Here is a 20,295-nt window from a genome sequence, read left to right on the forward strand (position 1 = left end):
ATCGGACTCCTTGTGGTTGCAATACACGAAAAGAAACAAATGCCCGGCAACTGTAGCCTCTGCCGTCCCTGCTGCGCTGTCGGACGGGGGCTTGCCTCACCATCGTTGACAAAAGTTGCAGGCGTCGGTTTTTTGGATAATCCGCCCCCATGACTTTTTTGGCCATAGACGTAGGCAACACGCGCCTGAAGTGGGCTTTGTACGAGGCTGCGCGCCCCGGCGCCCTGCCGCTGGCACACGGCGTGGAGTTCCTGGAGCACATCGAGCGCCTGGGCGAGGGTGCCTGGACGCAGCTGCCGGCGCCCACCCACATGCTGGGCTGCGTGGTGGCCGGCGACGCCGTCAAGCGCCGCGTGGCCGAGCAAATGGAGCTGTGGGATGTGGTGCCGCATTGGGTCGTGCCCCAGCCCGAGGAGGCCGGCGTGGTCAACGGCTACGACCACCCCATGCGCCTGGGCGCCGACCGCTGGGTGGCCATGATCGGCGCGCGCCATCGCCTGCTGGCGCAGGGGCCGGCGCGCCCGCTGCTGCTGGTCATGGTCGGCACGGCGGTGACGGTGGAGGCGCTCGATGCCAACGGGCGCTTCCTGGGCGGGCTGATCCTGCCCGGCCACGGAATCATGCTGCGCGCGCTCGAATCGGGCACTGCCGGCCTGCACGTGCCCACCGGCGAGGTCTGCCCCTTTCCGACCAACACCAGCGATGCGCTGACCAGCGGCGGCACCTACGCCATCGCCGGCGCCGTGGAGTGCATGTACCAGCACCTGCTGCGCCACTGCGGCCAGGAGCCGGTGTGCATGATGACCGGCGGCGCGGGCTGGAAGATGGCGCCCAGCATGACCCGGCCCTTCGAGCTGGTGGACAACCTGATCTTTGATGGCCTGCTGGAGATGGCGCTGCGCCGCTTCGGGCCGGCGCCGGGCTGAGCCGGGGCAAAAACCGGCCCCGGTGCGGGGCAATGGGATAATCGCCGGCTTTGCCCGGGCACGCCGGGCCTGCTGCAAACGAGATTCCCACCCATGATTTTGGTCACTGGCGGCGCCGGCTTCATCGGCGCCAATTTCGTGCTCGACTGGCTGGCACACCACGACGAGCCGGTGCTTAACCTGGACAAGCTGACCTACGCCGGCAACGTCCACAACCTGGACAGCCTGGCCGGCGACGCGCGCCACGTCTTTGTGCAGGGCGACATCGGCGACCGACAGCTCTTGGATGCGCTGCTGGCCCGCTACCGGCCGCGTGCGGTGCTGAACTTCGCCGCCGAGAGCCACGTGGATCGCTCCATCCACGGCCCGGAGGACTTCATCCAGACCAACGTAGTCGGCACTTTCAGGCTTTTGGAGGCTGTACGCCAATACTGGAGCGCGCTGCCAGCTACGGAAAAAGGAGCATTCCGCTTCCTGCACGTGTCCACCGACGAGGTCTATGGCACGCTGGAGCCGCAGGCGCCGGCTTTCACCGAGGAGCACAACTACGAGCCCAACAGCCCGTACTCGGCCAGCAAGGCGGCCAGCGACCACCTGGTGCGCGCCTGGGCGCACACCTACGGCCTGCCGGTGCTGACCACCAACTGCAGCAACAACTACGGCCCGTACCACTTTCCGGAAAAGCTCATCCCGCTGGTCATCGTCAACGCCCTGGCCGGCAAGGCGCTGCCCATCTACGGTGACGGCCAGCAGATCCGCGACTGGCTGTACGTGCGCGACCACTGCAGCGCCATCCGCCGCGTGCTCGAAGCCGGCCAGCCGGGCCAGACCTACAACGTCGGCGGCTGGAACGAAAAGGCCAACCTCGACATCGTGCGCCTGATCTGCGGCCTGCTCGACGAGCTGCGCCCGCGCGCCGATGGCGCCAGCTACGCCAGCCAGATCACCCACGTGACCGACCGCCCGGGGCACGATCGGCGCTACGCCATCGACGCGCGCAAGATCGAGCGCGAACTGGGCTGGACGCCCGCCGAGACCTTCGAGACGGGCATCCGCAAGACCGTGCAGTGGTACCTGGAGCACCCCGAGTGGGTGGCGCAGGTGCAGTCCGGCGCCTACCGCGAGTGGGTGCAAAAGCAGTACGCCACGGCCTGAAGCGAAGGGCAGCCACCATGAATATCCTGCTTCTGGGCTGCGGCGGCCAGGTCGGCTGGGAGCTGCAGCGCAGCCTGGCCGTGCTGGGCCGCGTCACCGCCCTGGATCATGACAGCCGCACGCACTGCGGCGATTTCGCCAACCCGCAGGGCGTGGCCGAGACGGTGCGCGCGCTGCGCCCTCAGGTGATCGTCAATGCCGCCGCCCATACCGCCGTGGACAAGGCCGAGGGCGAGCCGGAGCTGGCCCGGCTGCTCAACGCCAGCACGCCCGGCGTGCTGGCCGAGGAGGCCGCGCGATTGAAAGCCTGGCTGATCCACTACAGCACTGACTACGTCTTCGACGGCAGCGGCAGCACGCCCTGGCGCGAGGACGACGCGCCCGCGCCCCTGTCCGTCTATGGCGCGACCAAGCTGGAGGGCGAGCAGCTGATCCGCCAATCGGGCTGCCAGCACCTGATCCTGCGCACCAGCTGGGTCTATGCCGCGCGCGGCGGCAACTTCGCCAAGACCATGCTGCGCCTGGGCGCAGAGCGCGAGCGCCTCACCGTGATCGACGACCAGTGGGGCGCGCCCACCGGCGCCGACTTGCTGGCCGACGTCACGGCACACGCCATCCGGCATCTGCAGGCCAGGCCCCAGGACGGCGGCCTGTACCACTGCGTGGCCGGTGGTGAGGCGACCTGGCATTCCTATGCAAAATACGTGTTTGACCAAGCCAGGCAAGCGTCTCCAGCTATCAATTTTGCAGTGCAAGAAGTCGCTCCCGTGCCCACCAGCAGCTTCCCCACGCCGGCGCGGCGCCCGCACAACTCGCGCCTGGACACGCAAAAGCTGCAGCGCACCTTCGGCCTGACGCTGCCGCCCTGGCAGCAGGGCGTGGCGCGGATGCTGGCGGAAATCCTCTGACACCGACCCTAACCCCTATGACCACCCCACGCAAAGGCATCATCCTGGCCGGCGGCTCCGGCACGCGGCTGCACCCGGCGACGCTGGCCATCAGCAAGCAGCTGCTGCCGGTGTATGACAAGCCGATGATCTACTACCCGCTGTCCACGCTGATGCTGGCTGGCATCCGCGAGATCCTGATCATCAGCACGCCGCAGGACACGCCGCGCTTTGAGCAGTTGCTGGGCGACGGCAGCCAGTGGGGCCTGTCGCTGCAGTACGCCGTGCAGCCCAGCCCGGACGGCCTGGCGCAGGCCTTCATCATCGGCGCACAGTTCCTCGCGGGCAGCGCCAGCGCCCTGGTGCTGGGCGACAACATCTTCTACGGCCACGACTTCCAGGAGCTGCTGGAGAGCGCCGACGCGCGCACCGGCGGCGCCAGCGTCTTTGCCTACCACGTCCACGACCCGGAGCGCTACGGCGTGGCCGAGTTCGACGAGGGCGGCAAGGTCTTGAGCCTGGAGGAAAAGCCGGCAGTTCCGAAGAGCAGCTATGCCGTCACCGGCCTGTACTTCTACGACGCGCAGGTGGTGGACTACGCGCGTGCGCTGCAGCCCTCGCCGCGCGGCGAGCTGGAGATCACCGACCTGAACCGCCGCTATCTGGAGGAAGGGCGCTTGAGCGTGGAGATCATGGGCCGGGGCTATGCCTGGCTGGACACCGGCACGCACGACAGCCTGCTGGACGCCGGCCAGTTCATCGCCACGCTGGAGCAGCGCCAGGGCCTGAAGATCGCCTGCCCCGAGGAGGTTGCCTGGCGCGCCGGCTGGATTGGCGCCGAGCAGCTCGCGCGCCTGGCCCAGCCGTTGGCCAAGAACGGCTACGGCCAGTACCTGCAGCGGCTTTTGAAAGAAAAGGTCTATTGACATGAAAGCCACCCGACTGGCGATTCCCGAAGTCGTGCTGATCGAGCCCAAGGTCTTTGGCGACGCGCGCGGCTTCTTCTTCGAGAGCTTCAACCAGCGCGCCTTCGACGAGGCCACTGGCACGCACCATCAGTTCGTGCAGGACAACCACAGCCGCAGCAGCCGGGGCGTGCTGCGCGGCCTGCACTACCAGCTGCAACAGCCCCAGGGCAAGCTGGTGCGCGTGGCGCGCGGGCGCGTGTGGGACGTGGCGGTGGACATCCGCCGTGGCTCGCCCACCTTCGGCCAGTGGGTGGGCGCCGAGCTGTCCGAGGACAACCAGCACCAGCTGTGGGTGCCACCGGGCTTTGCGCATGGCTTCGTGGTGCTGTCGGACAGCGCGGATTTCCTCTACAAGACCACCGACTACTACGCGCCCGAGCACGAGCGCTGCATCGCCTGGAACGACCCGCAGCTGGCTATCTGCTGGCCCGATGCCGGCGTGGCGGTGCAGTTGTCGGCCAAGGATCAGGTGGGCCGGCTGCTGGCCGAGGCCGATCTTTGAGCGCAGCCGGCACCGTGCCGGCTCCGGGGACGCCCACGGCCAGATTGCGCATCGCCATCCTGGGCACGCGCGGCATCCCGGCGGGCTACGGCGGCTTTGAAACCTTTGCCGAGCAGCTGGCCGTGCGGCTGGCAGCGCGTGGCCACCAGGTCACCGTCTATGCCGAGGCCGAAGGGCGCGCGCCCGGCCCCGACCGCTGCCACCAGGGCGTGCGCGTGCGCGAGCGCCGCCGACCGCACTGGGGGCCGGCCTCGACTCTGGCGTACGACAGCGCCTGCCTGTGGGACGCGCGCCGGGGCCACGACCTGGTCTATATGCTGGGCTATGGCGCGGCCTGGGCGTGCTGGCTGCCGCGTGCGCTGGGCACGCCGGTCTGGATCAACGTCGATGGCCTGGAGTGGGCGCGCAGCAAGTGGAGCGCACCGGCGCGCCTGTACCTGCGCTGCATGGAGTGGCTGGCCCCGCGCACGGCCACGCGCCTGATTGCCGACGCCCAGGCCATTGCCGCGCGTATGCAGGAGCGCTACCCGCGCGGCGCGCCGTGCAGCTTCATCGCCTACGGCGCCGAGCCGGTCGGGCAGGCCGACCCGGCGCGGCTGGCGCAGTGGGGGCTGGAGCCGGGCGGTTATCTGCTGGCCGTGGCCCGGCCCGAGCCGGAAAACCATGTGCTGGAGATCATCGAAGGCTGCCTGCTGCAGCCCGCTGCCCTGCCGCTGGTGGTGGTCGGCCAGGTGCGTGCCGATGGCAGCGACTACCAGCGCCGCCTGCTGGCGCTGGCCGGCCCCGGGTGCGCTTCATCGGCGGGGTCTATGAGCCGGCGCAGCTGCAAAGCCTGCGCCTGCACGCCGCCTGCCATCTGCACGGGCATTCGGTGGGCGGCACCAACCCGTCGCTGCTGGAGGCGCTGGCCTGCGGCAACTGGGTCATCGCCCACGACAACCCCTTCAACCGCGAAGTGGCGCGCGATGCGGCGGACTACTTTGCCGATCCTGCCGCGCTGGCAGCTGCGCTGGCCGCCTGGGCGGCCACACCGCCGGCCCAGCGCCGCGCCCGCGCTGCGCGGGCGCGCCAGATCATTGCCCGGCACTACACCTGGGAGCAGATCGCCGACCGCTACGAGGCGCTGGCCCTGGAGCAGTGCCGGGCCGGTCGGCAGCAGGTGCGCGCATGACCGGCAGCGTGGACAGGCCCGCCGGCCCCGTCGTGGTTGATGTGCTGCTGGCGACCTACAACGGCGTGCGCCACCTGCCCGGGCAACTGCAATCGCTGCTGGAACAGTCGCACCAGCGCTTTCGCCTGCTGGTCAGCGACGACGGTTCCAGCGACGGCACGCAGGCGCTGCTGCAGCAGTGGCTGCCGCGCTTTGACGGACGCATGGTGCTGCTGGACAACCCGGCGCCGGGCCGGGGCGTGGCGCGCAATTTCGAGTTTCTGATGCAGTCCAGCCTGGACGATGGCGTGGCCCGCTATGCGGCGTTTTGCGACCAGGACGATGTCTGGCTGCCGCCCAAGCTGGCTACCTTGCTGGCGGCGCTGCAGGAGCTGGAGCAGCGCCGGGGTGCGGCGGCTGCGGCCCTGGTGCATTGCGACCTGGCCGTGGTCGGGCCGGGGCTGGAGCCGATACACCCGTCCTTCGTGCGCCACCAGCGCCTGCTGCCGGTGCCGGGCAGCGACGTGGGGCTGCTGAGCATCAACCAGGTCACCGGCTGCGCCATGCTGGTCAACCGCGCGCTGCTGCAGGCGGCCCTGCCGCTGCCCGGATCGGCGCTGATGCACGATTGGTGGTGTGCGCTGCTGGCTGCCGGCGGTGGGCGGCAGTTCGTCGATCAGGCGCTGGTGCTGTACCGCCAGCACGGCGCCAACCAGCTGGGCGCCAAGGGCCGCAGCCTGCACCAGCGCCTGCTGCGCCTGCTGGGCGAAGGCCCCGCCGTGCTGCGCCGGGTGCGCGCGCTGGGGCGCGGGACGCTGGTGCAGGCCATTGCCCTGCGCCAGCGCCTGGATGAGCGTCGCCAGGACAGTGCCTGGGTGGCCGACTACCTCGCTTGGCGCGAGCGCCCGCTGCGGCGGCGTGTGGCGGGCTGGCGTAGCTACTACGGCGGGCCGCTGCTCGATGGCCTGAGCCGGCTGCTGCTGTGGTGAGCGCCCCGGCTGGGCGCTGCAGCACCGGCTGCAGCGCTCACTGCGGCAGCATGTCCTTGTACGGCTGCTGATAGGACGGCTGCGGCGGCGCTGGCCGGGGGCGCGCCGGCGCGGGCGGTGGCGGGGTGAAGCCGGCTTCCTCGCGCAGGTCGGGCGGGCTGTTTTTCTGCAGCAGGCCCTGCAACTGGCGCAGGCTGCCCTGGAAGGTTTCGGCCAGGCGCTCGCTTTCCTCGCGGCTGCTCACGATGTAGGGCGTGATGGTGATCAGCAGTTCGGTCTTGTTGCGTACCTTGCGCGTGGTGCCGAACAGTGCGCCAAAGACCGGCACGTCCTTGAGGCCGGGCACGCCGGTGACCGAGTCGTTGTTGCGATCCTCGATCAGGCCGGCCAGCATGATGGTGCGGCCGTTCTCGACGGTGGCGTCGGTGGTGACCTTGCGCTTTTGGAAGCTGGGGTATTCGGTGCCGCCGGCAGCGATGTTGTTGCCGACGTTGCTGACCTCCTGCGAGATGCTCAATGTGACCTGGCCGGAGGCAGTGATGCTGGGCTTGACCTCCAGCAAGATGCCGGTAGGCCGGTACTGCACCGAGTTGGAGGTGGAAAACCCGCTGCCCGTAGTCAATCCGGAAGTGGCCGTGGGCGTGGACAGCGTCTGGGTGATGACGGGCACCTCGTTGCCGACCTCCACCTTGGCCACCTTGCCATCGCTGGCCAGCACGTGCGGTGTGGACAGCACGTTCACATCCGTGTCCTGGCCCAGCAGGTTCAGCATCCCGATGACCTGCCCGGCGCTGCCGAACACGGCGTAGTTCAGCCCGGAGCCAGCGCCGGTGACCGCCGGCGTCGTGCCCAGCACCGCACCGGCGGTGCTGTCGGTGGCGCTGGCGCTGATATTGGGCTTGATGGCGCCATCCATGCCGATGAAGCCCGGCCAGCTCTTGCCGCCGTGGCTCAGGGCGGACTTGAGCCACCACTCGACGCCGTACTGCAGCGTGTCGTTGAGTGCCACCTCGGCCACCATGACCTGCACCAGCACCTGGCGCGGGCTGCTGTCCAGGCGCTCCAGCACCTTGCGGATCTGCTGGTAGTCCTGTGCCGAGGCGCGCACCACCAGGGTGTTGGTGACCTCATCGGCAATGACCTGCACCGAGCCGGCCAGACCTCTGCCCGCGCCCTGCTGGCCGGCCTGGCTGGGCACGTTGCCGCGCTCGATGGTGCGCGAGGCGCCGGCGGCCTGCAGCCCGCTGCCTCCCGCCGCGCCGCCCAGGCCCGAGGCGCCGGCAGCGCCCGTGCTGCCCCCCGCGCCACCTGCGCTGCCGGCAAAGGCCGAGCTGTTGGCCGAGGGAAGGCCTGCAGCGCCCTGGTTGTTCTGCGCTGGCGCGGCTGCGCCGCCGAAGATCTGCGTGATCAGGTTGGCCAGGTGCGCGGCGTTGCTGTTGACCACCGGATAGACGTGGACATAGGCGCCCAGGCCGTCCTTGGGTTCGGCATCCAGCGTGCGGATCCACTGCTCGGCGGCCTGCATGACGCGGTCGTTGCTGGTCGCCACCAGCAGGGCGTTCATGCGCGTCACCGGCAGGAAGAAGGCCTTGGCGGCGTCGGTGCCCGTCCAGTTGAACAGGCCCGAGGTCTTGAACAGCGCATCCAGCTCCTTGGCCAGCTCGGCAGCCTCGCCATACTGCAGCGGCACCAGGCGGATGTTGACCTGGCTGAAATAGTCCGTGTCCAGCGTGCGCGCCATGTCGATGATTTTCTCGACGTTGGCGGCGCGATCGACCACGATCAGATGCCGGTTGGCCGGGTCGTTGGTGATGGCCGCCTGCGGGCCGACGAAGTTGCGCAGCGTGTTGACCATCTGGCTGGCCTGCACGAATTTGAGCGGGATGATCTGCATGACCACCGATGCCGGCCCCACGCCGTCCTTGCCCACGGCGTCGCGCGAGGCGTTGGCGTCGCGCACCACCTTGTACAGCTTGCCCTGGCGCACGATGGAGATGTTGCTGGTGGCCAGCGCCGTCTCCAGCGTGCTGAAGATGTCGGCCATGCTGATGGCGCCGGTGCTCTTGAGCGTGATGCGACCCTGCACCGAGGGGTCGATGATGTAGTCCAGCTTCAGGATCTCGCCCAGGATGACCTGGATCACGTCGTACAGGTCGGCGTTGTCGAACTTGAGCGTCACGCCGGGGTTGGGCGTGTTGCTCAACTCGACCGCCGGGCTGGCCGATGCAGGCCGGCTGGCCGGCTGTGCGAGGGCGGGGACGGAGGCTGGCGCCTGGGGCGGCGCGCCCAGCACGGGCTGGCTGGGCGCCGGGCTGGGCTGGACAGGCGCCGGCATGGGCTGCGTTGGCGGCGCTGCTGCCGGCTGGGGGGCAGAAGGTGCGGCTTGCGCTGCTGCTGCAGGTTGCGGCTGCTGCACCTGTTGGGATGTCTGCTGGGGCGCTTGCTGCCTGGCCTGCGACGGCGGCTGCTGCGGCACGGGCTGCTGCTGCCCGGCCTGGTTCAGCAGCGTAGCGAACGGGTTGACCGGCTGCTGGGCATGGGCGCTGGCCCAGATCAGTGCCAGCGCCGGGGTCAGCAGGCCGGTGGCGGTGCGCTTGAGGAGCGACGGGGAAAGGGGTTTCTTCATTGTCGGGGACACCAAAATGGGGCTGTGGTGGCGCGGGTGGCGCGGTCAGGGCTTGGCGGAGCGGGCGCTGCTGGTGGCGGCGCCGGCCTGCTCCTGGGCTTCAGGCAGGGACGCGGCCTGCACGGCGGCAAAGCGGGCCACCACGGCCAGTTGCTGGCTGGCGCGCACCGGATCGGGCACGACGCGCAGCTCCAGCAACTGCACCTGCGCCAGGCGCGGTGCGCTGGCCAGCGCCGACTGCAGGCGCGGCAGTTGCTGCGGCACGGCGGTGAAGCGGGCGCTGACCTCGATGCGGCTGGCCGCACCCTTGGGCGTGGCCAGCGGCTCGAAAAACTCGACATTCTCCATGTAAAGCGAGCGCAGCAGGCTGCCCAGGTCGGACTGCAGGGCGGCCTGGGCAGCGCCGGCGTCGGGCTGGATGTACATGCGCGCGGCGGCACTGGCGTGGCTGGCAGCCAGCGCCTCGTTGCTGCGCCGCACCTTGGCGTCCAGGCGCAGGATTTCGCGCTGGCGCTCGCGCTGGGCCTGCAGGTCGGCGGCTTCCTCGCGGTGCTCCAGATAGCTGCCCAAATATTGGTCGGCCAGCACGGCCAGCAGCAGCACGACGACCAGCGGCAGGGCGAACAGGCGGATGCCGTGCTGGCGGTAAAAGCGTTTCAGGTCGCGTTTCATGGGGCGGGCGGCCTTTGGAGTTCGGGAGCGAGCGCCGCTGCGGCTGCCGGTGCGGCTGTGTCTGCTGGCGGCTGCGGCGGCAGTTTCTGCGTTTGCAGGTGGATGGCGGGGTTGCTGTCGGCCAGGAAGTCCGGCACCGGCAGATCCTGCAGCGGGCCGTAGCCGGGCAGGCCACGTTCGCGCAGGGCCTGCACGCTGGCCTCGTCGCCGCTGCCGGCAAAGGCCAGGGCGCCGGGCTCGGCGCGCACATACAGCAGTGTGGCCGGCGGCGGCGGGAACTGGCGCGTCAGCAGCGCCAGGCCGTCCAGCGCGCTGCCGCCCTGCTGCAGCGCCTCGAAGGCCTGCACGCTGTCGGCCATGTGCAGCGTGCGCTGCTTGAGCGCCTGCGCTGCCGCCACGCGCGGTGCATCGCGGCGCACGTCGGCGCTGTCTTCGTCGATCTGCTGCTGCAGCTGGCCGTCGTGCCAGATCATGGCGCCCAGCGCCAGCGTACCCAGGATGCCCAGGGCCACGCTGAGCGCCTTGAGCTTGCCCGACAGCTCCTCGTGCGTGGCGCGCACGACGATGCCCTCCAGGTCGGAGCGCCACAGGCGCCACAGGCGCTCGCCCTCGCTCAAGGCGGCCAGCGCCCGCCAGCGCAGGTTCGGCCAGTCGCCCGGGGCTGGCTGGCGCTCAGCAGCTGGGCCGGCGCGCCCTCGTGCGGCGGCGGGCCGGGCAGGGCGGCCAGCTCGGCCTGCAGCACGTCGGCCAGGGCGCTGCTGCGCTCGCTGCCCTCCAGCACGCGCGAGCGCAGCAGCGCGCCGCCCGGGCCGTAGATGTGCAGCAGGCCGGGGGCGGGGCGCTGGCCGGCTCGGCAGTCGGCGCGCTGGCCGGCTCCAGCACCACGGTCAGCGCACTGCCGGCGCGCGCAGCTTCGCGCTGCAGCAACTGGGCGCGGGCGTACAGCTCGACCAGCTGCAGGCCGCATTGCTCGCTGATGCGCTCGATCTCGGCCAGCCAGTCCCGGTGGATCCACAGCAGCGCCGGGTGCTCGCTGCGGGCGAACAGGTCGGGCTGGCTGCGGATGTCGGCGGCGGCAAAGGGCAGCAGGGCGCTGGCCGGGGTGCCGGGCTGGGCCGGGGCCGTCAGGCCCAGGATGTCGCCGGCCAGCACCCAGTGCGCGCGCGTGAGCGGCGGCAGGCGCCACTGCTGCACGCACTGCTGCAACTGCGTCTGCAGCTCGGCCAGGAAGGTGTCGCCAGCGGGCAGGGGACGCTGCTCCTGGTGTACCCGGCGCCAGCCCAGGGCGCTGCGCTGCAGGTGCAGCAGGTGCAGGCTCTCGGGGGTCAGCGACAGCACCAGCTGGTGTCCGGGGGTGTCGGAAAACGTGCGAAGGCGCATGAAGGGCGGTGCCAGGGAAAGAGGGGAGAACGGGAAAGGAGTCGGGCTGGATGACCTGGGCAGTGCAAATGCTCCAGCGGCTCAGTGCCCGGGCGGATCGCTGGCGCTCCAGCGGTCGAGGACGGAAAAGCTGCCATTTTCGCCGGCAATCAGGGCCAGCAGCGCTGGTGCCTGCGGGCCGGTGCCGGCCAGCTGCAGGCGGGCCAGCACGGCGCTGGGGGCGGCGGCGGGGGAGTGGGCGGTCAGGCCCGTGCCCTGCAGCCATTGCTGGGCCTGCTGGGCGTTCACCGGGCCGGCGCTGCGCCAGGCGGTGAGGATTTTCAGGTGCTCGTCGGTGACGTTGCTGCCCAGCGCCTTGAGCAGGGGCAGCGGCGTGTGATCCAGATCGACGCGCTGGTTGCCGTTGCCGACCACGACCAGCTCGGCCAGGCCGGGCCGGCCCTTGGCCGGGTCGCCGTAGGCCACGGCCGGGGGCAGAGTCGGCCACTGCAGCAGCTCTTGCAGGCTGGCAAAGCCGGTGCGCCCGCGCACGTTGCGCAACTGCTCGCGCAGCAGCAGCAGGCCGGAGGCGAGTTGCTTGGCCTCCTCCTCGCGCGGCACGCCGGCCAGCAGCAGCAGGCGCTGCCATTGCGGCTCGGTCAGGATGTTGGCGTCGGGCAGGCCGGTGGCGTTGTGCAGCTGCACGGCCACGGCAGTGCCGGCGACATCGACCTGGTGCTCGCTGCCGTCGGCCTGCCACAGCGGCCAGTCGCGCAGCCTGGGGTCGCGCGGGTCGAGGCGCAGCGCCTGCACGGCCTGGCTGATGCCCAGCTGCAGCGCGGCGTATTGGGCGGCGCCCTCCAGGGCGTAGTGCTCCTGCAGGCGGGCCTTCTCGCGCGCCAGCAGCTGGGTGTCCAGGCGCAGGTTGACGCTGGCGCCCAGCACCAGCGTGGCCACCACGGCCAGCAGGCCGAGGACGAAGAGCAGGACGTAGCCGTGTTCCTTGCGGGCGCTGCGCCCAGCTTTGGCCCCCTCACCCCAGCCCTCTCCCGCACGCGGGAGAGGGGGCCGGGAAGGGCAGGCGGCGCTGGCGGCGTTGCCCCCTCGCCCCCTTGGAGGAGAGGGCTGGGGTGAGGGGGCAGTTCGGGCGCAGCGCTCCTCCTGGGTATCCCCGTCCCAACGTTGCTGGCCCTCATGTCCAACACTCAACAAACTATCTCTTTGATAGCTGTCACCGCTTGTCCAGCAAGGGTTTAAGCGATATTTGACTGATATTTTGGTGTGCAGCATCAGCGCTTGCCTCCACTGCGCGCTGCATAGACCACCGGCGGCATGTCCGGGCGCAGGCCGGACAGGGCCAGGCGCATGAGCTGTGGGGCGGGCGTCTTGTCGTCCCAGCGCGTGACCCACTTGGGATAGGTCTTGCCATCGGCTTCGGGCACCTGGGCCAGCAGGGAAAAGGCGCAGACCTGCAGGCCCGTGGCCAGCACCTGGCGGCCCTGCCAAGCCGGTTGCGCCGCGCCGGGGCGCACCGGCGCGTCCAGCGGGATCAGGGCGTGCGACAGCTCCAGCACGCCGTCTTCGCTGGTCTCGCAGGCCAGGCGCACGCGCGCCACCCCGACCGGGGCGCCGATGTCCGACAGCGGATGGGCGGTGTCGAACTCCAGCATCTGCCCGTCGGACTGGATGGCCGGCCCCCGGCCCTGCCACTCGTGGCGGATGATGCGCTCGGCGGCGCGCACTTCCTCGCGCGCCTCGCTGCGCTGGGCGCTGCGGTGCTGGAAATCCAGCATCCCGGACAGCGCAGACGCGCCCATTAGCGCCACCAGCGAGGCAATGGCCAGGGCGACGATCAGCTCCAGCAGGGTGAAGCCGCACTGCCGCCCGGCGAGCGGCAACGGCGGTGCCGTCCGTGCGGACGGAGAGGACGGGGCAGGCAGCGCGCACTGCCGGGGCGGCCTGTGCATGGCGGCTCTCATCGCAGCGTGCCCGGCTGGAGGGCCGGCGGCTGCCCCGGATTGGCGCTCTGGCCCGGGGCCTGTCCTGGCTGCCCTGGCTGCCCGGGCCGGGGGGCGGCGCCGGCGGCAGGTTGGCGCGCAGCGTGGCCAGCTGATAGGACTGCTGCGCCCCCTTTGGCCCCCAGAAGACTTCGATCTCGAGGCGTTCGAGCTTGCCGGCAAAGCTCGGCAGTGCGGCGCTTTGCGCCTCGGTGAGCAGCGGCACCGGCGTCAGGCGCAGCCGGTAGCCGAAGTCATGGCCGGCGTAGTGTTCCTCGCCCGGGTCGGCGGCGACCTGGAAGTCGGGCTGCGACAGCGCCTCGTCCAGCTTGGCGCGTGCCAGCTGCAGGGCGGCGCTGTGTACGGCCAGGCGCTCCTCGGTGCGTGCGCTGCCCGACATGGCGGTGAAGGCCAGCGCCAGGCCGAGGCCGACCAGCGTCATGGCCACCAGCACCTCCAGCAGCGTGAAGCCCTGCTGCTGGCAGTGCTGCTGGAGGGGGCGGTGGCGGCGGCGCTGGCGGGCGCGGCGGCGTTCAGGGTGTGGCTGCGGCAACTTGCAGCCTCTCGATGCGCCCGCTCAGGGCGCGCAGATGGAATTCCTGGCGCTGGCCGGAAGGGGTCAGCAGGGCGAATGCAGTGTCGCGGCGCAGCGTGCCATCGGGCAGGAAGCGCAACTCCAAGGTGGCGCCCTCGTCCAGCTCGACCTCGGGCACGCTGCGCCACTGGTAGCCCGGCGGCAGCGTCAGCGCCGCCATGCCCGGGCCGGCCAGCGTGCCCCGGTCGAAGTCGAGCACGCCGGTGATGGGCTGGCCGCCCAGCACGGCCTTGTTGCGCAGGCGCTTGAGCTGCTGTTGCGTACGGTCAAGCCACTGGCGCTCCTGCATACGCGCGCTCAGGCGATCGACCGAGGCGATCGCCAGCCCGGTGCCGATGCCCACCAGCACCAGCACCAGCAGCAGCTCCAGCAGGGTAAAGCCTGCCGCCGCCCGCTTCCGGGAGTTCATGCGCACCGCCGCAATGGATCAGGGGTTGTGAGGCAGGGGTTGCCAGGGGCTGGCAGGCCGGGGCCGGGTTGGCGCCAGCGCCTCATTCCCAGCTGTGGATGTCGGCGGCGTCGCCGCTGCCGCCTTCCTTGCCGTCCGCGCCCAGCGAGGACAGCTCGTAGTCGGCCTTCTCGCCCGGCGCCTTATAGACATAGCTGTTGCCCCAGGGTCTTTGTCCACGCGCTTTTTCAGGTAGGGGCCGCGCCACTTGGCGGCATCCGCCGCGTCGGCGGGTTTCTCCGACAGCGCGGCCAGGCCTTCCTGCGTGCTGGGGTAGCGCGACATGTCCAGGCGATAGGTGTCCAGCGCTGCGCCGGCCATCTCGATCTGCGTGCGTGCGGCCTTGACCTTGGAGGCGTCGAGCTGGCCGAACAGGCGCGGGCCGACCAGCGAGGCCAGCAGGCCCAGGATGACCATGACGATCAGCAGCTCGATCAGGGTGAAGCCGCGCGCGCGGCGCGGCAGGCGGGTGGGTTTCATGAGGGATAGGCTTTCGTGGCGCCCTACAGGGGCATGTCGTTGATCGAAAAAATCGCCGTCAGCATGGAAATCACGATGCCGCCGATCAGGCCGCCCATGACCAGGATCATGACCGGCTCGAACAGCGCCACCAGGCTGCGCGTGGCTTTCTGGATGTCCTTTTCGTACTGGTCGGCCACGCGGATCAACATGCTGTCGAGCGAGCCGGCTTCCTCGCCCACCGTGGCCAGCTGGCCCAGCAGGCGCGGAAACAGCGGGTCGGCGCGCACCGGGGCAGCCACGCCCTTGCCTTCCTGCACGGCCCGCACCAGGCGGTCGAGCGCACGGCGCAGCGGGATGTGGTCGGTCAGCTCGCGCACGATGCGCATTCCAGTCAGTATCGGAACGCCGCTGGCCAGCAGAGTTCCCCAGGTGCGGCAGATGTGCGCCAGCTGCACTTTCAGCAGCAGCGGCCCCAGCACCGGCAGGCGCAGCAAGGCCAGCTGCCAGCGCTCGCGCCAGACCTCGTCGCGCAGCGCATAGGCAAAGCCGAAGCCGGCCAGCGCCAGCAGCGCCAGCAGCGGCGCGCCATAGGTCTTCAGGAAGTTGCCGGTGCTGATGAGCACCGCCGCCGGCAGTGGCAGCGACTGGTTCATGTCGGCAAAGATCTGGCCGAACTTGGGCAGGACGAACACCGTCAGGCCCAGCAGCGCACAGACGCCAAAGATGAACAGCACCACCGGGTAGATGGAGGAGGTCAGCAGGAACGAGCGGAACTCCATGCTGCGCGTGTAGAACTCCACCAGCCGGTGCATGACCACGGGCAGCACGCCGCCTTCCTCGCCGGCGCGCACCATGTTCACGTACAGGCGCGGAAAGACCTTGGGGTGGCGCTGGAAGGCGTCGCCCAGGGTGTTGCCCTTTTCCACGTCCAGCACTACCTCCTGCATCACGGCGCGAAACTGCGGCTGCTCGATGGTGCCCTGGGCGATGTGCAGCGCGCGGTCGAGCGGCAGGCCGGCGTCCAGCAGGGTCAGCAGCTGCTCGGTCATGGCCAGCACATGCTTCATGGCCACGCGCCGGCGCGCGCTGCTGGCGCCCAGGCCCAGCGCCGGGCTGCCGGTGGACGGCGGCGCAGCTGCCGGGATGGCACTCGCCGCTGCTGCCTGGGCGGGCGTCCTCACAGGCCCCTGCGTTGGCAGGCTCGTCGGCGCATGGGCTGGCGCGGCGCTGGACAGGCCGGCGGCATCGGCCCGCGGGCGTGGCCTCATGCCAGCTCCTGGCGGGTCACGCGCGCCAGCTCCTCCAGCGTGGTCACGCCGTCCAGCACCTTGCGGATGCCGTCGGCGCGCATGGTGCGCACGCCCTCCTGCAGGGCCACGCGGCGCACGCCCTCGGCGGGCAGCTTCTTGATGATGGCTTCCTTGATGGCCGTGCTCATGGGCAGCATCTCGTAGATGCCCGAGCGCCCGATGTAGCCCGACTGGCCGCAGTGGTGGCAGCCCCGGCCATGGAACAACTGCAACACCGCGCTGGCATCCACCCCTTCCTCGGCCATGAACAGGCGATCGGCCTCGGTGGGGGCGGTGGCCTCCTTGCAGTGCGGGCAGATCACGCGCACCAGGCGCTGGGCAATGATCAGCACGACCGAGGAGGCGATCAGATAGCTCTCCACGCCCATGTCCATCAGCCGGTGCGGCGCGCCGAAGGAGTCGTTGGTGTGCAAGGTCGATAGCACCAGGTGCCCGGTCAAGGCCGACTGGATGGAGATTTCCGCCGTCTCCTGGTCGCGGATTTCGCCGACCATGATGATGTCCGGATCCTGGCGCACGATGGAGCGCAGCGCGCTGGCAAAGGTCAGCTCGATCTGCGGCTTGACCTGGATCTGGTTGATGCCGTCGATCTGGTACTCCACCGGGTCTTCGACGGTGATGATCTTGTTTTCCGGCTGGTTGACGCGGCTGAGGGCCGCATACAGCGTGCTGGTCTTGCCGCTGCCCGTCGGCCCGGTGACCAGGATCATGCCGTGCGGCTGGGTGATGGCTTCTTCGAGCGCTGCCAGATGGTCGGGCGCCAGGCCCAGTGCCTCCAGGCTCATCAGCCCCGGCCCCTGATCGAGCAGGCGGATGACCATGCTTTCGCCGTGCGCCGTGGGCACGGTGGACACGCGCATGTCGATCTGCCGCCCGGCCAGCTCGGCCTGCATCCGTCCGTCCTGAGGCAGGCGGCGCTCGGCGATGTTCATGCGCGCGCGCAGCTTCAGGTGCGAGATCGCCGGGGTGTACATGCGCCGAGGGGGTGACTCGGCATCGAACAGCACGCCGTCGATGCGGTAGCGCACGCGAAAGCGCTGCTGCGACACCTCCAGGTGCAGGTCGGAAGCGCGGCTTTCGACGGCGCGCAGCAGCAGCGACTGCACCAGGCGCACGACGGGGGCATCCTCGGCCAGCGCCTTGAGGGTTTCCAGGTCATCGTCGGCATCGCCGCTGCCATCGTCCTGTGCCTCGAAGGCCAGCGCGTCCAGGGCATCGGCGCGGTAGGCCTGCTCCAGGCCCGAGGCGATCCACTCGCGCGGCGCCAGCGACAGCTGCAGCGGCACCGGGAAGAACTGACGCAGGGCGTCCAGCGCCGCCATCGGCACCGGCACGGCGGCGGCCACATGGGCGGCGTCTGGTGTGACCTGCAGCGGCAGCAGGCCGTGCGTGCGCAGGAACACCGGCGACAGGCCGGGCACGGCAGTGATGCTGGCCAGGGGGTGGCCCATGGTGTTGAGCAGCGGCGCGTGCAGGTGGCGCGAGAACTGCGCCAGCAGCTCAGTCTCCTGGGTGTTGACTTGGGCGTCGGGGGCAGGGCGCTCATGGGGTGGATGCAATTTCCGTGGGCCGCACCGGGGCGGGCAGCTGGGCCAGCAGCGGTACTGGCAGGGCCTGAAGAGGCAATGGCGGCAAAAAGAAAGCCGCTCGCCGCCCCTCGCTCTCGGGCAGCCGGGCATTGTAGCGATCACGCCACCGGCTGCCAGCCCCATGCTGCACGTCCAGATAAGGAGACGCGGTGTCAACAGTAGAATTGCGGGTTTACGTCAAGGCGGCGCGCACCCACGGCAGGCGGTGCGGCGAGAGGCCCAGGCGGCGCTGCAGCGCCAGCCCGGCTCGTGCATTCCGGCTCCATGCTTGCAGGGCTGCGCTTGCAGCCCGTTGCTTTTCTTGCCTGCCCGCAGCCCCGGCATTCGTCCGCATTCCATACGCCATGCACATCAGCGAGGCAGATATCACCCCCTATCAGGCCAGCCCGGTGCCTGCAGCGCGCGCCGTCCTGGTGTTCGCGCCCCATCCGGACGATGAGATTTTTGGCTGCGGCGGCGCGCTGGCGCTGCATGTGCGTGCCGGGCACCCGGTGCATGTGGTGCTGCTGACCGATGGCGGCCACCAGGAAGGCCATCAGGAGAGCGACCAACAGGGCGAGGAACAGCCAGGCGCCGGTGCCGATTACGCCGCCACGCGCCTGCAGGAAAGCCGCCAGGCCGCGCAGTTGCTGGGACTGGCGCCCCCGGTCTGCTGGGGGCTGGCCGATCGCAGCGTCCACTACGACGAAGCGCTGGTGCAGCGAATGCTGGACACCGTGGCCGAGCTGCAGGCCGACGTGATCTACGCCCCTTCGCCCTGGGAGCTGCACCCCGACCACCGCGCCACCTGCCTGGCCGCGCTGGAGACCGTGCGGCGTCTGGGCGCTGCAGGCACTGCGGATACCGCAGTGGGCGGTGGCGCACCGACCCTGTACCTATATGAAGTCAGCGCCCCGCTGCGTCCGAACCGGCTGGTGGACATCTCGCCCGTCTGGCAGGCCAAGCAGGCCGCCATGCAGGCCTTCGCCAGCCAGGAAGCCAACCTGCCCTACGCCAGCTTCATCGGCGCGCTGAACCGCTTCCGCGCCCTGACGCTGCACCCGGCAGCGGCGCAGGCCGAGGCCTTCGAATGTGTGTCGGCGCAGCAGCTGCACTCCGGCGGCCGTCTGCTGATCGAGAACGAGCGCGAACGGCTGCTGGCGCGCGGCGTTGCCGTGCTGCCGCAGGATGCGCCGCTGGTGTCGGTCATCGTGCGCAGCATGGGCCGGCCCACGCTGGCGCAGACGCTATCGTCGATTGCCCTGCAGACCTACAGCCATCTGGAGATTGTCTTGGTGGACGCTGCTGGCGATGGCCTGCCCGGCGCCGATCTGCAAGGCCTGAGCGTGCCCGTGCAGCGCGTCTCCACCGGCCAGCGCCTGCCGCGCGCCGAGGCCGCCAACGCCGGCCTGCGTGCGGCGCGGGGCGAGTACCTGATCTTCCTGGACGACGACGACTGGTTCTACCCCGACCACATCGCCAAGCTGGTGCTGGCCAGCCGGCGCAGTCCGGCTTTCCGGGCCATGCACACGGCCATCGAGTGCGTCGATGAGACTGGCCAGCCGCAGGGCGAGATCTTCGACTTCCCGTATGCCGAGGGCGAGCTGCGCTACGGCAACTTCCTGCCCATCCACAGCGTGCTGTTCCAGCGCGCCCTGTTGGACGAGGGCTGCGCCTTCGATCCGGCCTTCGATCTGTACGAGGACTGGGACTTCTGGCTGCAGGTCGAGCAGCGCACGCCCTTTGGCTTCGTGCCGGGCGTGTCGGCGGCCTATCGCATCCAGGCGGGGTCGGGCGAGGGGGTGCAGACCGATCCGCAGCGCTCGCGCAACGCCACGGCGCAGCTGTATGCCAAGTGGCAGGTCTTGCAGGCGCCGCAGACCTTCTCGGAATTGATAGGCCGCGCCGTGGAGCGCCGCGCCCTGTTGCGCCAGCTGGGCCGCAGTGGGCGTGAACAGCAGGAGTTGCTACAACAGCTGAACAAGCAGCAGCGCGCGGCGCTGGACGCCCAGCAGGCCGCCGACCAGGCGCGCCAGGATGCTCACCAACTGCGCCAGGCGCACGATCAGGCCTGCGCTGGGCGTGATGAAAGCCTCCAGGACTTGCGGCGTGCCTGGGCTGAACAGGCTGCCACCAAGGCCGCCTGGGCCGAGGAGCATGTCCAGCGTGAGAAGGCGCAAAGCCTTTCTGCCGCCTTGCAGGAAGAGTTGCGCCTGACGCGTGAGCACGCGAACAACCTGCAGGCGTCACTGACTAGGACGCAGCAGGCGCTGGATACCACCCATTTGCAAAATGGCGGCTTGCAGCAGGAGATGTCGGCATTGCTGGCTAGCCGCTCCTGGCGTTGGACGAAGCCAATGCGGCAAGCCATCCGTGGCGCGCGTGCTGTGCGGACGGCGCGCAATCGCGGCATGGGTTTTAGGGCCTTGGCCAGCCGCACCCTGCAAGTCTGGCGCAACGAAGGGCTGGCAGGCGTGCGCCTGCGCGTGCAGCGCATTCTTCAGCCTGCGGCGCACAGACCTGCGGGACTGGGCGCCAGTGGCGGTACCGCTGCGGCGCCAGTGCCGTCGTCCCGCGACTACGCCGCCTGGGTCGTTGCCCACGACACCCTGGGGGCTGAGGAGCTGGCCCTGCTGCAGCGCCAGTACGAACAACTCTCTGCCCGGCCCTGATCTCCATCA

At 70.1% G+C, this 20,295-nt stretch carries 17 protein-coding genes and 3 pseudogenes; 10 read left to right on the forward strand and 10 right to left on the reverse strand.

All coding sequences use genetic code 11. The features are described 5' to 3' along the window. Positions 1 to 149 precede the first annotated feature (149 nt). The 8 genes and pseudogenes from IDM45_RS16305 to IDM45_RS16335 all read left to right on the forward strand — a co-directional run bounded on the left by IDM45_RS16305 (position 150) and on the right by IDM45_RS16335 (position 6,577). Complete coding sequence (locus tag IDM45_RS16305) at positions 150 to 926, forward strand: type III pantothenate kinase (RefSeq protein ID WP_209423762.1); 777 nt, start codon at positions 150 to 152, stop codon at positions 924 to 926. Between the two features lie 93 nt (positions 927 to 1,019). Next, the gene (rfbB, locus tag IDM45_RS16310; protein WP_209423763.1) at positions 1,020 to 2,081 is read left to right on the forward strand and encodes a dTDP-glucose 4,6-dehydratase; all 1,062 of its coding nucleotides are present in this window, start codon (positions 1,020 to 1,022) and stop codon (positions 2,079 to 2,081) included. Positions 2,082 to 2,098: 17 nt separating this feature from the next. Then, complete coding sequence (gene rfbD / locus IDM45_RS16315; RefSeq protein ID WP_209423764.1) at positions 2,099 to 2,989, forward strand: dTDP-4-dehydrorhamnose reductase; 891 nt, start codon at positions 2,099 to 2,101, stop codon at positions 2,987 to 2,989. 17 nt (positions 2,990 to 3,006) lie between these two features. Further along, positions 3,007 to 3,894, forward strand: coding sequence for a glucose-1-phosphate thymidylyltransferase RfbA (rfbA, locus tag IDM45_RS16320; RefSeq protein ID WP_209423765.1), 888 nt, complete (start codon positions 3,007 to 3,009; stop codon positions 3,892 to 3,894). 1 nt (position 3,895) lies between these two features. After that, positions 3,896 to 4,438: a dTDP-4-dehydrorhamnose 3,5-epimerase gene (gene rfbC / locus IDM45_RS16325; RefSeq protein ID WP_209423766.1), complete on the forward strand. Its 543-nt coding sequence runs from the start codon at positions 3,896 to 3,898 to the stop codon at positions 4,436 to 4,438. Positions 4,439 to 4,452: 14 nt separating this feature from the next. After that, positions 4,453 to 4,995: pseudogene (locus IDM45_RS18285) on the forward strand (DUF1972 domain-containing protein); the annotation flags it as partial. Between the two features lie 230 nt (positions 4,996 to 5,225). Then, positions 5,226 to 5,609 (forward strand): glycosyltransferase family protein, encoded by a 384-nt coding sequence (locus IDM45_RS18290; protein ID WP_411828440.1) that lies wholly within the window; start codon positions 5,226 to 5,228, stop codon positions 5,607 to 5,609. Then, the gene (locus tag IDM45_RS16335) at positions 5,606 to 6,577 is read left to right on the forward strand and encodes a glycosyltransferase family 2 protein (protein ID WP_209423767.1); all 972 of its coding nucleotides are present in this window, start codon (positions 5,606 to 5,608) and stop codon (positions 6,575 to 6,577) included. The genes IDM45_RS18290 and IDM45_RS16335 overlap by 4 nt, the downstream gene beginning before the upstream one ends. Before the next feature lie 37 nt (positions 6,578 to 6,614). On the opposite strand, the gene gspD is transcribed toward IDM45_RS16335, so the two are convergent. From gspD to IDM45_RS16355, 4 genes are read right to left on the reverse strand one after another with little or no spacing between them, the layout of a single operon-like run. Further along, positions 6,615 to 9,203 carry a type II secretion system secretin GspD gene (gene gspD, locus IDM45_RS16340; protein ID WP_209423768.1) on the reverse strand — a complete coding sequence of 863 codons (2,589 nt, stop codon included), beginning with the start codon at positions 9,201 to 9,203 and terminating at the stop codon, positions 6,615 to 6,617. Positions 9,204 to 9,248: 45 nt separating this feature from the next. Further along, positions 9,249 to 9,875 (reverse strand): hypothetical protein, encoded by a 627-nt coding sequence (locus IDM45_RS16345; protein WP_209423769.1) that lies wholly within the window; start codon positions 9,873 to 9,875, stop codon positions 9,249 to 9,251. Next, positions 9,872 to 10,492, reverse strand: coding sequence for a hypothetical protein (locus IDM45_RS16350; RefSeq protein WP_209423770.1), 621 nt, complete (start codon positions 10,490 to 10,492; stop codon positions 9,872 to 9,874). Before IDM45_RS16350 ends, IDM45_RS16345 begins: the two co-directional genes overlap by 4 nt. A gap of 55 nt (positions 10,493 to 10,547) precedes the next feature. Continuing rightward, a complete protein-coding gene (locus IDM45_RS16355) occupies positions 10,548 to 11,255 on the reverse strand; it encodes a hypothetical protein (protein ID WP_209423771.1) in 708 nt (235 codons plus the stop codon). 84 nt (positions 11,256 to 11,339) lie between these two features. Here IDM45_RS16355 and IDM45_RS18295 point away from each other — a divergent pair, with 84 nt between their 5' ends. Continuing rightward, the gene (locus tag IDM45_RS18295) at positions 11,340 to 12,368 is read left to right on the forward strand and encodes a hypothetical protein (protein WP_209423772.1); all 1,029 of its coding nucleotides are present in this window, start codon (positions 11,340 to 11,342) and stop codon (positions 12,366 to 12,368) included. Between the two features lie 155 nt (positions 12,369 to 12,523). Here the strand turns inward: IDM45_RS18295 and IDM45_RS16365 are convergent, their stop codons facing one another. The 6 genes and pseudogenes from IDM45_RS16365 to IDM45_RS16390 form a co-directional block, all read right to left on the reverse strand. Continuing rightward, the gene (locus IDM45_RS16365; RefSeq protein WP_209423773.1) at positions 12,524 to 13,201 is read right to left on the reverse strand and encodes a PulJ/GspJ family protein; all 678 of its coding nucleotides are present in this window, start codon (positions 13,199 to 13,201) and stop codon (positions 12,524 to 12,526) included. 445 nt (positions 13,202 to 13,646) lie between these two features. Continuing rightward, positions 13,647 to 13,784: pseudogene (locus IDM45_RS16370) on the reverse strand (prepilin-type N-terminal cleavage/methylation domain-containing protein); the annotation flags it as partial. Beyond that, positions 13,765 to 14,235 (reverse strand): prepilin-type N-terminal cleavage/methylation domain-containing protein, encoded by a 471-nt coding sequence (locus tag IDM45_RS16375; RefSeq protein WP_209423774.1) that lies wholly within the window; start codon positions 14,233 to 14,235, stop codon positions 13,765 to 13,767. The gene IDM45_RS16375 and the pseudogene IDM45_RS16370, both read right to left, overlap by 20 nt. A gap of 82 nt (positions 14,236 to 14,317) precedes the next feature. Next, positions 14,318 to 14,754: pseudogene (gene gspG, locus IDM45_RS16380) on the reverse strand (type II secretion system major pseudopilin GspG). Positions 14,755 to 14,777: 23 nt separating this feature from the next. Next, on the reverse strand, positions 14,778 to 16,004 hold the full coding sequence (locus IDM45_RS16385) for a type II secretion system F family protein (protein WP_209423775.1): 1,227 nt from the start codon (positions 16,002 to 16,004) through the stop codon (positions 14,778 to 14,780). After that, positions 16,001 to 17,605 carry a GspE/PulE family protein gene (locus IDM45_RS16390; protein ID WP_209423776.1) on the reverse strand — a complete coding sequence of 535 codons (1,605 nt, stop codon included), beginning with the start codon at positions 17,603 to 17,605 and terminating at the stop codon, positions 16,001 to 16,003. Before IDM45_RS16390 ends, IDM45_RS16385 begins: the two co-directional genes overlap by 4 nt. 374 nt (positions 17,606 to 17,979) lie before the next feature. Here IDM45_RS16390 and IDM45_RS16395 point away from each other — a divergent pair, with 374 nt between their 5' ends. Next, positions 17,980 to 20,286 (forward strand): PIG-L family deacetylase, encoded by a 2,307-nt coding sequence (locus IDM45_RS16395; RefSeq protein WP_209423777.1) that lies wholly within the window; start codon positions 17,980 to 17,982, stop codon positions 20,284 to 20,286. Positions 20,287 to 20,295 lie beyond the last annotated feature (9 nt).

Origin of the sequence: Melaminivora jejuensis (assembly GCF_017811175.1) — a bacterium.
In the GTDB taxonomy this organism is placed as follows: Bacteria; Pseudomonadota; Gammaproteobacteria; order Burkholderiales; family Burkholderiaceae_C; genus Melaminivora; species Melaminivora jejuensis.

Bases quoted from the DNA above. Each gene is read 5' to 3' on its own strand.
- IDM45_RS16305 (WP_209423762.1), top strand. From the start codon at position 150: ATGACTTTTTTGGCCATAGACGTAGGCAACACGCGCCTGAAGTGGGCT.
- rfbB (WP_209423763.1), top strand. From the start codon at position 1,020: ATGATTTTGGTCACTGGCGGCGCCGGCTTCATCGGCGCCAATTTCGTG.
- rfbD (WP_209423764.1), top strand. From the start codon at position 2,099: ATGAATATCCTGCTTCTGGGCTGCGGCGGCCAGGTCGGCTGGGAGCTG.
- rfbA (WP_209423765.1), top strand. From the start codon at position 3,007: ATGACCACCCCACGCAAAGGCATCATCCTGGCCGGCGGCTCCGGCACG.
- rfbC (WP_209423766.1), top strand. From the start codon at position 3,896: ATGAAAGCCACCCGACTGGCGATTCCCGAAGTCGTGCTGATCGAGCCC.
- IDM45_RS16335 (WP_209423767.1), top strand. From the start codon at position 5,606: ATGACCGGCAGCGTGGACAGGCCCGCCGGCCCCGTCGTGGTTGATGTG.
- gspD (WP_209423768.1), bottom strand. From the start codon at position 9,203: ATGAAGAAACCCCTTTCCCCGTCGCTCCTCAAGCGCACCGCCACCGGC.
- IDM45_RS16345 (WP_209423769.1), bottom strand. From the start codon at position 9,875: ATGAAACGCGACCTGAAACGCTTTTACCGCCAGCACGGCATCCGCCTG.
- IDM45_RS16355 (WP_209423771.1), bottom strand. From the start codon at position 11,255: ATGCGCCTTCGCACGTTTTCCGACACCCCCGGACACCAGCTGGTGCTG.
- IDM45_RS16365 (WP_209423773.1), bottom strand. From the start codon at position 13,201: ATGCACAGGCCGCCCCGGCAGTGCGCGCTGCCTGCCCCGTCCTCTCCG.
- IDM45_RS16375 (WP_209423774.1), bottom strand. From the start codon at position 14,235: ATGAACTCCCGGAAGCGGGCGGCGGCAGGCTTTACCCTGCTGGAGCTG.
- IDM45_RS16385 (WP_209423775.1), bottom strand. From the start codon at position 16,004: ATGAGGCCACGCCCGCGGGCCGATGCCGCCGGCCTGTCCAGCGCCGCG.
- IDM45_RS16395 (WP_209423777.1), top strand. From the start codon at position 17,980: ATGCACATCAGCGAGGCAGATATCACCCCCTATCAGGCCAGCCCGGTG.